At 68.4% G+C, this 12,881-nt stretch carries 10 protein-coding genes; 5 read left to right on the top strand and 5 right to left on the bottom strand.

Features of this window, described 5'->3' with window-relative positions; translation table 11 throughout:
- Positions 1–66 precede the first annotated feature (66 nt).
- The 4 genes from ABZS29_RS03940 (at position 67) to ABZS29_RS03925 (ending at position 4,109) form a co-directional block, all read left to right on the top strand.
- A complete protein-coding gene (locus tag ABZS29_RS03940; protein WP_355458311.1) occupies positions 67–744 on the top strand; it encodes an SDR family NAD(P)-dependent oxidoreductase in 678 nt (225 codons plus the stop codon).
- A gap of 168 nt (positions 745–912) precedes the next feature.
- The gene (locus ABZS29_RS03935; protein ID WP_355458310.1) at positions 913–2,325 is read left to right on the top strand and encodes an LCP family protein; all 1,413 of its coding nucleotides are present in this window, start codon (positions 913–915) and stop codon (positions 2,323–2,325) included.
- A gap of 80 nt (positions 2,326–2,405) precedes the next feature.
- Positions 2,406–2,783, top strand: coding sequence for a YciI family protein (locus ABZS29_RS03930; RefSeq protein WP_355458308.1), 378 nt, complete (start codon positions 2,406–2,408; stop codon positions 2,781–2,783).
- Between the two features lie 63 nt (positions 2,784–2,846).
- A complete protein-coding gene (locus ABZS29_RS03925) occupies positions 2,847–4,109 on the top strand; it encodes an RNA polymerase sigma factor (protein WP_355458306.1) in 1,263 nt (420 codons plus the stop codon).
- Positions 4,110–4,175: 66 nt separating this feature from the next.
- Here the strand turns inward: ABZS29_RS03925 and snpA are convergent, their stop codons facing one another.
- The 3 genes from snpA to ABZS29_RS03910 form a co-directional block, all read right to left on the bottom strand.
- Complete coding sequence (gene snpA / locus ABZS29_RS03920; protein ID WP_355458304.1) at positions 4,176–4,802, bottom strand: snapalysin; 627 nt, start codon at positions 4,800–4,802, stop codon at positions 4,176–4,178.
- 163 nt (positions 4,803–4,965) lie between these two features.
- Entirely contained in the window at positions 4,966–5,343 is a 378-nt protein-coding gene (locus tag ABZS29_RS03915) for a DUF3618 domain-containing protein (protein WP_355458302.1), read from the bottom strand.
- Positions 5,340–5,762: a phage holin family protein gene (locus tag ABZS29_RS03910; RefSeq protein ID WP_355458300.1), complete on the bottom strand. Its 423-nt coding sequence runs from the start codon at positions 5,760–5,762 to the stop codon at positions 5,340–5,342. Before ABZS29_RS03910 ends, ABZS29_RS03915 begins: the two co-directional genes overlap by 4 nt.
- A gap of 57 nt (positions 5,763–5,819) precedes the next feature.
- Here ABZS29_RS03910 and ABZS29_RS03905 point away from each other — a divergent pair, with 57 nt between their 5' ends.
- Complete coding sequence (locus ABZS29_RS03905) at positions 5,820–6,239, top strand: DUF4440 domain-containing protein (RefSeq protein WP_355458298.1); 420 nt, start codon at positions 5,820–5,822, stop codon at positions 6,237–6,239.
- Here the strand turns inward: ABZS29_RS03905 and ABZS29_RS03900 are convergent.
- Positions 6,229–10,326 carry a GH116 family glycosyl hydrolase gene (locus tag ABZS29_RS03900; RefSeq protein ID WP_355458296.1) on the bottom strand — a complete coding sequence of 1,366 codons (4,098 nt, stop codon included), beginning with the start codon at positions 10,324–10,326 and terminating at the stop codon, positions 6,229–6,231. The two genes, ABZS29_RS03905 and ABZS29_RS03900, sit on opposite strands and share 11 nt — an antisense overlap.
- Before the next feature lie 89 nt (positions 10,327–10,415).
- The gene (locus tag ABZS29_RS03895; protein WP_355458294.1) at positions 10,416–12,716 is read right to left on the bottom strand and encodes a M4 family metallopeptidase; all 2,301 of its coding nucleotides are present in this window, start codon (positions 12,714–12,716) and stop codon (positions 10,416–10,418) included.
- Between the last annotated feature and the right edge of the window lie 165 nt (positions 12,717–12,881).

Raw genomic sequence — 12,881 nt, 5'->3', positions numbered from 1 at the left:
CGACGCTAGCCCCGCGCCGCGCGCTCAGCCAGCCAATTTGGGGGTGGGGCGGTTTAGGGTCGCAGGATGATGGAGCGCACGGTGGTTGTGGCTGGCGGCACGGGCGGGTTGGGGCGCGCGGTGGTGGCCGGGTTCCTGGGATCCGGCTGGCGGGTTGTCGCGCCGGGGCGGACCGAGGAGTCGGTCGGCCGGCTCGGGACCGATCGGTGGTTGGCGCCGATCGTCGCTGATCCCTTCGACCCGGCGGGAGTCGCGGACGTGGTCGCGTTGGCGACCTCCGAAGTGAGCGCTCCGCTGGTGGCACTCGTCAACCTGGTCGGCGGCTTCGCGTCCGGGCCGCGGGTGCACGAAACACCGATCGAGCAGTTCGAGGACCAGTTCCGGGTCAACCTGCGACCGACGTACCTGATGACGCAGGCTGTGCTGCCGCACTTGCTGGCGGCCGGCCGCGGCGCAATCGTCTGTACGTCGAGCCGCGCAGCGGTGCGGCCGTTCTCCGGAGCAGCGGGCTACATCGCGGCCAAGGCGGGCGTGCTGGCGTTCGCCGATGCGCTGCACGCGGAGTACGCCAAGGACGGTATCCGGGTGAACACGGTGCTGCCCGGGACCATCGACACCGCCGCCAATCGCGACGCGATGCCGACCGCGGACACCAGCGCCTGGAGCTCGCCGGAGCAGATCGCCGGCGTCATCCGCGCCCTGGTCGAAACCGACGGGTTTGCGGGCGGTCACTACCCCGTATGACAACCGAATGACCCTGTAACGCGTCTGAAGCTGTAGAGGTGTGGTCCAACGATGCACACTTGATGGGGGACGGCGACAGGGGAGTCGATGGGGAGACACTCGCAGGCGGCGGTCGGACGGGCACGCTCGGTACCCCAGGTGCTGGGCCTGACCCTGCTGGGTGCACTTGTGCCCGGAATCGGACTGATCGTCGGCGGGCGCCGGAAGATCGGCGCTTTCGTCCTCACCATCACCCTCGGTCTGGTCGCTCTCGGCGCGTACGTCGGTCTGACCCGGCGCGAGGAAGTCCTGACCGCGGCCGTGGATCCGAGCCGGCTGCTGATCACGTCGTTCTCGATCGCGGTGATCGCGCTGCTCTGGATCGTGGTGATCGTCGCCTCGCACCGTTCGTTGCGTCCGGCAACTGGTCGGGCCGGCGGCCGGGCGATCGGCGCGACCTTCGTCGGGGTGCTCTGCTTCGCGATCGCGGCGCCGACCGCGTTCGCCGTACAGACCGTGCTCGCGCAGCGGACGCTGGTGCAGGACGTGTTCGTCGCGCAGGGCGACAGCAAGAGCGCGACCCGGCCGAAGACGGTCAACGTCAAGGACCCGTGGGAGGACAAACCGCGGCTCAACCTGCTGCTGCTCGGCGGCGACGACGCCCCGAGCCGGGAGGGTGTCCGCACCGACACCGTGATCGTCGCGAGTATCGACACCCGCACCGGCAACACCGCGCTGATCTCGATGCCGCGGCAGCTCACGTTCATGCCGTTCCCGAAGGATTCGCCGCTGTACAAGAAGTATCCGAACGGCTTCGGCAAGGAAGGGCTCAGCCTGGAAGGCCGGCTGGAGTGGATGCTGACCGCGATGTACCAGAACATCCCGGACGCGCATCCCGGCATCCTCGGTCCCTCGGACAACGAGGGCGCTGACGTCCTGAAGCAGTCCGTCGGTGAAGCGACCGGCCTGAAGATCGACTACTACCTGCAGGTGAACCTGACCGGTTTCCCGGAGTTGGTGAACGCGCTCGGCGGGATCACCGTCAACGTCAACGAGCGGGTGGCGATGGGTGGGATCAGCAGTGCGCACATCCCGCCGAAGGAGTGGATCGAGCCCGGCCCGAAGCAGCACCTGGACGGGCGGCACGCGCTCTGGTTCGCCCGCGGCCGGTACAACGCCGACGACGACCAGCGGCAGATCCGGCAGCGCTGCACGATCAAGGCGATGGTCGATGCGGCCGACCCGGCCACCCTGGTCACGAAGTACAAGGCGATCGCGAAGGCCGGTCAGCACCTGCTCCGGACCGACATCCCGCAGGAGCTTCTGCCGGCGCTCGTCCAGCTCGCGCTCAAGGTCAAGTCGGGCACGGTCGCGAACGTCAACCTCGACGTCTCGAAGCTGAAGATGAAGTACCTGCACCCCGACTACGAGGGCATGCGCGAGGCGATCGCGAAGGCCCTCGAGGAGCCGGCCCCGCCCGCGACCCCGCCGAGCAAGACCCCGCCGAAGAAGACCCCGTCGACCACCAAGACCCCGCCGCCCCCGACCCAGAACCTGGTCGACGCCTGCGCCTACCAGCCCGACGGGGACCAGCCGAGCTGAATTCGTTCCCGCCCGCGTGTCGATCCGGGCTCCCGCCGTACGACGTGAGAGCAAGAGACCGACACCGAAGGGGATTCCTCATGCGCTACATGATCATCAACAAGGCCGACGCGGACAGCGAAGCCGGCAAGTTCCCGTCGCCGGCCGTGGTCGACGGCGTCGGCAAGGTCGTCGAGGACCTCTCGAAGGCCGGCGTGCTGCTCTTCGCCGAAGGCGTCCACCGCAGCGCCCTCGGTGCCCGCGTCGCCGTCGCCGGCGGCCGCCGTACGGTCACCGACGGACCGTTCGCCGAAACCAAGGAACTCGTCGGCGGCGTGATGGTCGTCGACGTCCGCTCCCGCGACGAAGCCGTCGAGTGGGCCGCCCGCCTCGCCGAAGCCCTCGGCAACGAGGTCGAGATTCGCCAGGTAGTCGAAGCAGCCGACTTCGCCCCCGACGCCAACGTCTTCACCCCCTGACCGCCGGCCCCCGGAGGGGGCCGGCGGTTGCTGTTTGTGGGTGGGGTGGGGTTGTATCGCGGGGTGACGGATGTGCACGGGGCGATTGATGCGGTGTGGCGGATCGAGTCGGCGCGGATTGTCGCGGGCGTGGCTCGGATCGTGCGGGACGTGGGGCTGGCTGAGGAGCTGGCCGGGGACGCGTTGGTGGCTGCGCTGGAGCAGTGGCCGGAGTCCGGCGTACCGAACAATCCGGGCGCCTGGCTGATGGCGATCGCCAAGCGGCGGGCGATCGACCTGATCAGGCGCAAGGAGACGTACCAGCGCAAGCTCGCGGAGATGGGGCACGAGCTCGAGATTGGGAGCAACGGAGTCGAGGCCAGCACAGAAATCCAAGTGGAGGCGATTCTCGAGGATCACATCGAGGACGACCTGTTGCGGCTGGTCTTCACCGCGTGCCACCCGGTGCTGACGATGGATGCGCGGGTGACGTTGACGCTGAAGCTGCTCGGCGGGTTGAAGACCGACGAGATCGCGCGGGCGTTCCTGGCGCCGGAGACGACGATCGCGCAGCGGATCGTGCGGGCGAAGCGCAACCTGGCGAAGGCCGGGGTGGAGTTCGAGGTGCCGGCCGGGCCGGAGTTGCTGGACCGGCTGGGCAGTGTGCTCGAGGTCGTCTACCTGATCTACAACGAGGGGTACTCCGCGACGGCCGGCGACGACTGGATGCGGCCGGCGCTGTGCAACGAGGCGATGCGACTCGGCCGGTTGCTGGTCGAGTTGATGCCGGACGAGCCTGAGGTCCTCGGACTCCTTGCCCTGATGGAGTTGCAGTCGTCGCGTGCCAACGCGCGCGTCGGTCCCGACGGTGAGCCGGTGCTGCTGCTCGAGCAGGACCGCCGGCGCTGGGACCGCTTGCTCATCAATCGCGGCCTGGCCGCGCTCGACCGCGCCTGGGCGCTCGAGAAACCACCGGGCCCGTACCTCCTGCAGGCTGCGATCGCCGCCTGCCACGCCCGCGCCCTCGACCCCGACGACACGGACTGGGCTCGCATCGCCGGCCTGTACGCCGTACTGGCGCAGCTCGTGCCGTCACCGGTCGTCGAGCTCAACCGCGCGGTCGCGATCTCGATGGCCTTCGGACCTGAGCAGGGCCTGGCGGCAGTCGACACCCTCACCGACGAGCCGTCCTTGAAGGACTACCACCTGCTGCCCAGCGTCCGTGGCGACCTGCTGTTCAAGCTCGGCCGCCTCGACGAGGCCCGCATGGAGTTCGAGAAGGCCGCCAACCTCACTCGCAACGAACGCGAACGTACCCTCCTGCTCGAACGCGCCGCCGCCTGCTGAGCAAAAGAACAGCCCGGGAGCCCCTTGCAGCGGAGGCTCCCGGGCTGGGAGGGGTCTAGCGGTGCATCACCAGAGCTGGTTGACGCGGCTGCGCTCGGCGCTGTTCGGGTACGGGTTGGTGCAGGACGGGCCGGGCCCGCCACCGGACATCAGCTCCGAGCACGGGCCAGAGTAGTGGTCCGGGAGGCCAAGGACGTGGCCGGTCTCGTGGGCGGTGATCCGGGTCGGGTCGTACTGCTGGGCCTGGCGGTAGTCCAGGAAGATGTACCCCCGGCCGTGGCCGTTGGTGGAGGCGTACGACCCGCGGGAGTCGTTGCCCTCGGTGTAGTAGAAGTCGTACGCCGACGTGCTGCTGACCTGGACCAGCTGGACGTCGGTCACCGAAGAGTTCCAGATCTGAGTGCTGCGGCTGATCTGGGTCTGGAAGCTTGGCGCGTTGTTCGAGCGGTACCGGACGGTCACCGCGGCCAGCTTCTGACCGGACTTCGCGGCCTGGGCGCGCTTGGCGAGCGCGGACTTCATGACCGCGTCGAAGAACGCCTTGTTGGCTGCGGCTTCCTGCGGCGATCCGGTGTACCACGACACCGTGGTCGCCGGGGCTGCCGGAGCCGGCGCGGCGTGGGCGGTCGTGGCCGGTACGGCGATCGCGGTGGCCAGGACGGCGAGCGTTGTCAGGGCGTGACGGTATGACATGGAAGGGCCTCACTCCGATGGGCGGCGGATACTGATAGCGATGGGGGGACTACTTGTCGCTACCACTCCGGAGAATGCCAAACCTGCCAGCGGTCTGCATCCCCTCGTCACCAACGCAGGGGATAACCCTCACAAATCCTTGTCTTCCCGCCGAAAACCCTAACTACTTATGGCGACTGACCAGCCAGGCAGCAGCAGTGGCACCGAGCAGTACGGCGCCGCCGACGGCAGCCGTGGTCCGCGGGTGCTGCTTGGTCAGCGCCGGGACCTGGCTCGCCGTGTCCTTCACCCGCAGACCGGCGTACTCGGCATTGGCTTTCACACGCTCACCGGCCAGGCCGGCGTTGAGCTTCATCCGCTCACCGGCCACTCCGGCGTTGGCCTTCAGGCGCTGGCCGGTCTCGGCGGCGCCTTCCTTGAGCCGACGCGGGACGTTGAGCTGGCGGGTGAGTTCCTGGACTGTGTCGGCCAGGTGCTGGCGGGTCTGTTCGAGCTCGAGCCGCAGTGCCTCGGTCTCGGAGATGTCGTCGCGGTGCTTCATGAAGTGAGAGTCCCTTCCGGGTGATGGCCGCGGAGGGCTTCGATGTCCTCGTGGACTCCCTCGACGGCACGTTGCGGAATGGGCGGAGTTGCTTGACTGACATGACGCTTGCCGAGCAGTGCGGCGACAGCGGCGATCGCGAACAGCACGAACGCGACGATCAGCGCGGACAACCAGGCGGGCAGTACGACGGCGAGTCCGCAGATCGCGGCCGCGATCAATGCACCGAGCCCGTAGAGCGCGACCGTTCCGGCGCCACCGAACAAGCCGATACCGACGCCGGCCTCCTTGCCCTTGTCCTTCAGTTCGGACTTGGCCAGCTGCAGTTCGTCGCGTACCAGTCGGCTGATGTCGCTGGTCAGGTCGCTCACCAGCGCGCCGACAGGCTCGTCCCGTCCGACACTCGAACGCGTAGTCATCCTCGGCCTCCCGTGATCGGCTCTCACGCCCAGTACCCACCCGGTTAGGTTGTGAACATGGACCAGACCGCCTTGAACGACGTCGTCCGCCGGTTCTTCGACGCCTTTGTCTCCGGCCCGGACTGCGAGGAGCGGCTGGATGCGTTGCCCGAGCTGTTCATCCCGCAGGCCGTCATCGTTCGCACCTGCGGCAGCGAGCCGCTGGCCTACACCGTCGACGAGTTCATCGCGCCCCGCCGCGCACTCCTCACGTCAGGCACGCTGAGCGACTTCCGCGAGTGGCCGCTGGACGGTCGGGTCGACGTCTTCGGCGACATCGCGCACTGGTACGGCGCCTATGCCAAGGAAGGCAGGCAGGACGGCGTCGCCTTCACCGGCCGCGGGATGAAGACGATCCAGTTCGTCCGGACCGCGGCCGGTTGGCGGATCAGCGCCGCCGCCTGGGACGACGAACGTCCGGACGTTCCTATGCCGTAAGTGTGATGGTGAGTTCCCCGGTGACGACGGTGGCCGAAGCGAGGGTGACGACGGCTCGGTTGCCGCTCACCGCCAGCGTGGCGGGGACCGCCGTACCGGCTTGGGTCACGGTGGCTGCGGTGGCCGGCCGGGCGGTTTCGAAAGCGAGGGTCTCCAGGCGGACGCGGCCGTGCCGGACTTCGACGGTCGCCACCTGGGAGGTCGCCGTACGGGTTTGGTGGTAGCGGCCCCAGCCCTCGGCGGCCGTGAACGCGCAGGCGAACTCCTCGGGCGTCAGCCGCGGTGCGAAGCCCAGATGCCCGCGCGGTCCGTGGTACTCGTAGCCGCAGGCGGCCAGGTATGTCCCGAAGCTCATCATGGCTCGCGCGTAGTGGTCACTGGCCTCGATCTCGTTGTAGGGATTGCGTTTCTCGCCCCGATGCCGGTCATAGATCGCGCGTGACACGGCGAGCCCTTCAGCCGCCATCCCCTCCGCGAACAGGTGCGCCGCGAACTGCCACTCCTGCCCGGTCCAGACCTCGGCGAAGTACCGCTCTCCTCCCGCCTCGTCCGAACCGCCGTTCGGCCAGGCGGCCATGATCGTGCCCGGCTCGTTGGGCATCGCGTAGATGCGGCCCGACGGGATGCCGGGAACCCGGTACTCCGCCGGGTTCGGCTGGAAGTTGTGCCGGTACAGGCTCGTCAAGGCAGTCCGCGCCTTGTCCGCCGCGAACACCCGTGGCAGGCCGAGCTGAGCGGCGTACGTCTGCCCGTACATCTGATCGATGAACACGCCGCGGTTCGAATTCGCTGTCCGCGGATGCGCCGGGTCGACCTTCTGTACGTAGTAGCCGTAGGTCCCGTTCCACAAGGACCCGTTCAGGTACGCCGATCCGCGGTCCGCGATCGTGGTGTACCGGGTGGCCGTCGAGGTGTCGCCCCTCTCGGTCGCCATCGCGGACGCGGCCCGCAGCGCGGCGACGTACAGGCCGCTCAGCCACGGGATCTCGCCGAACCATTCGGTGTCCAAGGTGTTCCACTGACCGCTGCGGAAGATGCCGTCCTCGTCGGCCCCGTCCCGCGTCGAGATCACGTAGTCGACCGAGGTCTTCACCTTCGGCCAGACCCGGGTCAGGAAGGCGGCGTCCGGCGCCATCTGGTGTTCGCGATAGATCCGCAGGATCGTGCCGCAGTGCCCGTCCGCGAACGAGGACGCCGCGTCACCCGACTCACCGCGGTTCGCGAGCTCGCCGCTGGATCGGTAGCCGATGCCGAGGTCGACGCGCTCGCGGGTGTCGCGCTCGAGGTCGGGGAACAGCCGCCCGATCGCCTGGGCGTAACTCCAGACGTGCTGGCAGGTGCCGTGACAGCAGTAGACGCCTTCCCAGGCGTAGAAGCGGCCGTCGCTCCAGCGGTGACAGGTACCGGTCGCGAAGGTCGAGACATTGGCGAAGGTCCGCTCGAGAAACCAGTGGGGCAAGGTGGAATCGTCGTACCAGGTCCGCACCCATTCCCGCGTGCCCGACTCCAGCCGCTCGAGATTCGCGTGGACGTGCTCAGCCACCTGGCGGGCGGAGTTGAAACGTGTGGCGTAATGCCGAAGGAACGTCGAGCCGTTGGTGAGATGCCCGAAGAGCCGCCGCTCGGGTGTCGGGTAGAACCAGCTCTGGACGAAGCGCAGCGTCCGCGACTCACCAGGCGCCAGCCGGACGCTGACCGCGACCGTGCCGACCTGAGTCTCCGAACCGTCCACATCGGCCGGTCCGTCCGCCGCATCGAACAGCTCGCTCGGCGTCGACCAGGACGCGACCGATCGTCGTACGACGGCGCTCGGTTCGACTGTGGACAACGCGAAACTGCCCGCATCGGTGCGGTCGGCAACAGGTTGCTGCCGGATCGGCCGATCGCTGAAGATGATCCGGTCGACGTTGATGTGTCCCCAGCCGCCGGTGGATTTGTCGACGATCTGGATCTGCGCCGACTTCCCGGCCCAACGGCCGACCGACCAGCAGATCGCGTCCAGGGGCTCGATGTCGGCTCCCGTGGCGGTCGCGACTACCGCGCCGTCGACCAGCAGGTTGACCGCGGTCGTCGCCGGGTTGCTGCCGCCGCCCGCCCAGACGGTGATGTAGCGGCGGTCGATGGTGAACACCCGACTGGTCAGCGTGCCTTGTGAGCTGTCGAGCGATCCGTCGCGGAAGTTGTACGACGTGACGAACCGGGTGCCCGAGACGTTCAGCTCGGTGCGGTTGCCGAATGCTCGCCGGAAATCCACCGGCGTCTCGGCGACCGTGACCGGTCCTGCGCCGAACGCCGTACCGGTGACTGTCCAGCCGGAGTAGTTGGCGCGCTCCCAGTCCTCGAAGAGGATGTCGGCGCGGTCGGTGAAGGTGATGCTGCCGCAGTTGATGTGCGCCCAGCCGCCGGTCGCGTTGTCGACCACCTGGATCTTCGCGGTCCGGCCTTCGTAGTTGCCGACATCAAGCAGTTGGCCGACCAGAGGCTCGCTGTTGCTGCCGGTTGTGGTCGCCACGATGTTGCCGTCGACAAGTACATTGACGCTGCCGCGGTTGCCGCCACCGACCGCGATGGCGACGTACCGGCGGGTGATCTCGAACGGCGGGCTGGTCAGGGTGCCGGTCCGGTTGTCCGGGTCGCCGCTCAGCCGGAAGTTGTACGACGTGACGAAGCGCGTGCCTTGGACGTTCAGGTCGCCGTACCGCTGCATCAGGGTGGGCGTCTGCTCCGGCTTCACGGGGCCGGCGCCGAAGGCGTCGCCGGTCGTCGTCCAGTTGCCGTACGTGTCGCTGCCCCAGGTCTCGAAAATGATGTCGGCGCGGTCGCTGAAGACGATGCGGTCCACGTTGAGATGAGCCCAGGCGCCCGACGCGTTGTCGATCAGGCGGAGCTGTGCGGTCCGCCCCTGGTACGCCGAGACATCGAGCACTCTCGTGGTCATCGGCTCGGTGTCCGCGCCACTCGCGGTGGCCACGACGTTGCCGTCGACAACGACTTGCAGAGCTGTGCCGGGGTCGGCGCCGCCACCGATCGAAGCGGTCACGTAGCGACGGCCGATCACGAACGGTGCGCTGGTCAACGTCCCCAGGTGTGCGTCCGCGCCGCCGATGTCGTTCGGGTTGGCGCGGTAGTTGTGCGAGGTGACGAATCGCGTCCCGTGCACGTTGAGCTCGCCGAAACGCTTCATGTACTCCGGTACGGCGGTCGCCGCGACAGGGCCGGAGCCGAAGGCCGTGCCGGTCACGGTCCAACCGTCGTACGTGTCGCGCTCCCAGTCCTCGAAGACGATGTCGGCTCGTGACGCGGTCGTCGGATCAGCCGCGGACCACTCGATGCCCGAGGCGAACGCGGTCGCCTGCTGCGTCGTCGGCTGGCTGCGTCGGCTGTCGAGACAGACCGGGTTCTCGGAGTAGCCGAGCAGTGTCGCATCGACGGGTTCGGCCGACGTGTTGCGGAGCGTGAACGCGAAGACCGTGGCCGGCAGTGTCGAATCGAGCGTCTCCAGCGGCGTGAACGGCGAGAACGCGTCGAGCGTGACCGCGACCGGGCTCGCGATGCTCCGGTAGGAGACCCGGCCGATCGGATACTGCCCGGTGAACCGCACATCGCTGAAGCCGCGATCATCGACGTACCGGGCGACGGTGCCGGTGCGCAACGCGAAGCCCTGCCGGAACCGGGTCGCACCGGGCGCGTCAGCCGACAGCGGCGCCGCATAGTGCGTGCCGAGGAAGTCGGCGCCGCCGAGCGGATAGGTCAAGGCGTTGGCCACATCCCAACCCCACATCCGGCCGTCGCCGGACAGGTACACCTGGCCCGCGCAGCCGCCTCCGACCGGCATCCCGATCTTGGCGAGCGCCGTACCGGAGTAGACGGTCGGTTCGCCGCGGTCCGCGAGCGCGGCAGCCTCGGCGGGCGTCAGTGGCTTGCGTGGTGTGGCCGCCGCGCGGAGGGCGTCAGGCGCGGCGAGCACTCCCAGGCCGGCCGCGCTGATCGCGAGGAAGGTCCGCCGCCCGACACCCGCCCGCGGGCAGGAACCCCCGCAGGCCGGGTTGTCGCAGGCGGACAGCTCAGAGCTGGACTGGTCGTTCATGACGTCTCCCGGGGCGGTGGGAACTCCTGTCCAGCACCGTAGCCCCGGGAGTACGCCTGAGGAATCGATTTCCTCGTAGTGGAAAGGTGTTACTTCGAGCAGGTGTAGATGCTCGCGTTGTCCAGCCACCAGTTGGCCGGGATCAGGTCGGCGAAGTCCTTGCCGTGTTCGGTCCAGCGGAACTTGAGTTGCTGGCCCTGGAAATCGGTCAGGTCCAGCCGGCTGGTCTCCCAGCCGCCCGAGTTGCCGTGCCAGGCGGCCGGTTCGTCGTCGAAGTTCGGGTCGACGGTCGGGCCGTTGGTCCAGCCGGTCAGCGCGGAGCTGTCCTTCCAGGTCGCACCGCCGTTGTCCGAGTACTCCAGGGTGGCAGTACCGGTGCGGACGCCGAAGATGATGAAGACGTTGTAGAAGTTGTACGCGTGCTGGAAGCGCAGGTACGTCTTCTGGTTCTTGATCTTGGTGCCGTTGGCGGTCTGGATGCCGATCACCTGGTCGGGGGCGGTCACCATGCCGAACATGGAGTCGTCACCGTCCTTGCTGTACGACGTGTCGACCAGCGAACCGTCGACGCCCTCCGCCTTGCCGAGCACCCAGCCCTGGTCGCGGACGACCTTGCCGTCGGGGTACTCGGAGAAGCTGGTCTTGAGCAGGTTCTTGACCTTCGCGCCGGCGGTGTCGCAGACCGGGGCCTGCGCCGGGAGGCCGACCGCGGGCTCCTGGTCCAGCTCGGTGGCCTTGATCGCCAGCTCGACCTGGGCGCAGTCCTTCTTGGTCATGCCCGACTTCTTCTTCTTGGCCAGCTTGGCGCAGGTCGCACGCAGACCCTCGGCGAGGTCGCCGTAGTCGGCGCCGGTGGTGAGCACCTTCTGGGTCTCGTGCCACAGCACCTCGGAGCGCGCCAGGCCGATGCCGATCAGCTTCTGGCCGTTGAAGCCGCCACCGTCGGCGATCAGGTACGCCGTCTTGTTGCCGACGCCGGAGTTCAGGTGCACGCCGCCGTTGTCCTGGAAGAAGTCGTCGACGAACCAGTTCGGGCTGGTCATCTTGTCCGGGTCGTTGAACTTCGTCGGGTCGGACATGCTGCGGATCGCGCCGAGGCTCGAGCCCTCACCCATCAGCCAGCGGTTCTCCGGGGTGTCGTCCGCGGAGCCGTTGGTCAGGTCGACGAACTCGCCCATGATGTCGGACAGCGACTCGTTGATGGCGCCGGCCTCCCACAGGTAGGCCAGGCCGGAGGTGTGCTGGGTGACGCCGTGGGTCAGCTCGTGGCCGGTGATGTCGTCGGTGCTGACGCCTTCGCCGAACGCCATCTGCTCGCCGTTCCAGAACGCGTTGGCGTAGGGGCAGCCGCCGTCGACGCAGATCCGGACCGTGCCGCGCAGCGCCTTACCCTTGCCGTCGCCGTAGTCGACGCCGATCAGGTTGGTCAGATCGGTACCCAGCGAGGCGTAGGTGTCGGAGGTGTCACCGAAGAACTCGAAGACCTGGTTCACGTCCTGCACGGACGAGGCCGGACCGCCCTCGACGCGCGAAGGCTGGAACACCGTGCCGCAGCGAACGTCCTCGCCGCCGGTCTGGATGATCGCGTGGTCGGCGTCGCAGACGACGCGGTTGATCTTCTCGCTCAGGTCCCAGGCGAGCAGCGCCTGGCCGGACGCGTGCACCATGGCCTGCCAGCGCACGTCGCCGGCGCCGGTGACCTCGTACAGGTAGACCGGGATGGCGACCGATCCGGGCTGCCGGGTCATCAGGCCAAGGTCGAACCACCGCGGGCCGGTCAGCTCCGCCTTCAGCTTCGAGACGTCGAGCTTGCCCTGCTTCGCGACGGCGGCCAGGGCGGCCTCCTGCGCCTTGGCCTTCGCAGCGTCGACCTTGTCGGCCACCGGGAAGGCGCCGTACGTCGCGAGTGCGACCTCACCGTTGGCCGACTCCAGTGCGCCGGTCTTGTCCAGGTTGGTGACGATCTCGCCGCCGTACACCTGGACGCCGTCGATGGTCTGCTGGAAGCGGGTCTGCGAGCCGTACTCCGACATCGAGGTGCCGGTGGCGACCAGGTCGCCCGGACGGGCGCCGAAGTACGGCGCGACCGCGTCGACCTGCGCCTTCGCGACAGCTGCCGAGTCGGACCGACTGGTGGCGGCTTTGGCCGCCTTCGAGGCCACCGACTTCGGGGCCTTCAGGGGAGTGGTCGGGCGGAGCGAGTGGGCGCGGCCGAGGGCGTCGCGCTTGGTGACGATTCCGGCGCCGCCACCCGCGGGGGTGTCGAGCTGGCGGACCGTCGGGCTCTTCGGAGCCGGATCCGCCGTCGGGGCGCCGATGGCGTTGGGTGCAGCCAAAGTCAGAGCTACTGCGCCGGCGGCAAGGCCGGCCAGCCAGGTGCGAGCTTTCACAGAATTCCTCCCGGTTCCGTCTGGCGCCAGGAACGTGACGAGCCCCCAAGCTCGTTCCTGGCCGGAACGCCCAGCCCCGGCCGATCGGCAAGCGGGGCGGACGCTTGTTGACCGCACCCTGTCATCCGGCGACAGCGGGCCGCGACCAGCTGTGACCCATGTCAC

This window comes from Kribbella sp. NPDC005582, from assembly GCF_040605415.1.
Lineage (GTDB): Bacteria > Actinomycetota > Actinomycetes > Propionibacteriales > Kribbellaceae > Kribbella.
This window is presented reverse-complemented; position numbering and strand designations above follow the sequence as displayed.

Coding starts and splice junctions, on each gene's coding strand:
- ABZS29_RS03940 (WP_355458311.1), top strand. CDS start 67: ATGATGGAGCGCACGGTGGTTGTGGCTGGCGGCACGGGCGGGTTGGGG.
- ABZS29_RS03930 (WP_355458308.1), top strand. CDS start 2,406: ATGCGCTACATGATCATCAACAAGGCCGACGCGGACAGCGAAGCCGGC.
- snpA (WP_355458304.1), bottom strand. CDS start 4,802: ATGTCATACCGTCACGCCCTGACAACGCTCGCCGTCCTGGCCACCGCG.
- ABZS29_RS03915 (WP_355458302.1), bottom strand. CDS start 5,343: ATGAAGCACCGCGACGACATCTCCGAGACCGAGGCACTGCGGCTCGAG.
- ABZS29_RS03910 (WP_355458300.1), bottom strand. CDS start 5,762: ATGACTACGCGTTCGAGTGTCGGACGGGACGAGCCTGTCGGCGCGCTG.
- ABZS29_RS03905 (WP_355458298.1), top strand. CDS start 5,820: ATGGACCAGACCGCCTTGAACGACGTCGTCCGCCGGTTCTTCGACGCC.
- ABZS29_RS03900 (WP_355458296.1), bottom strand. CDS start 10,326: ATGAACGACCAGTCCAGCTCTGAGCTGTCCGCCTGCGACAACCCGGCC.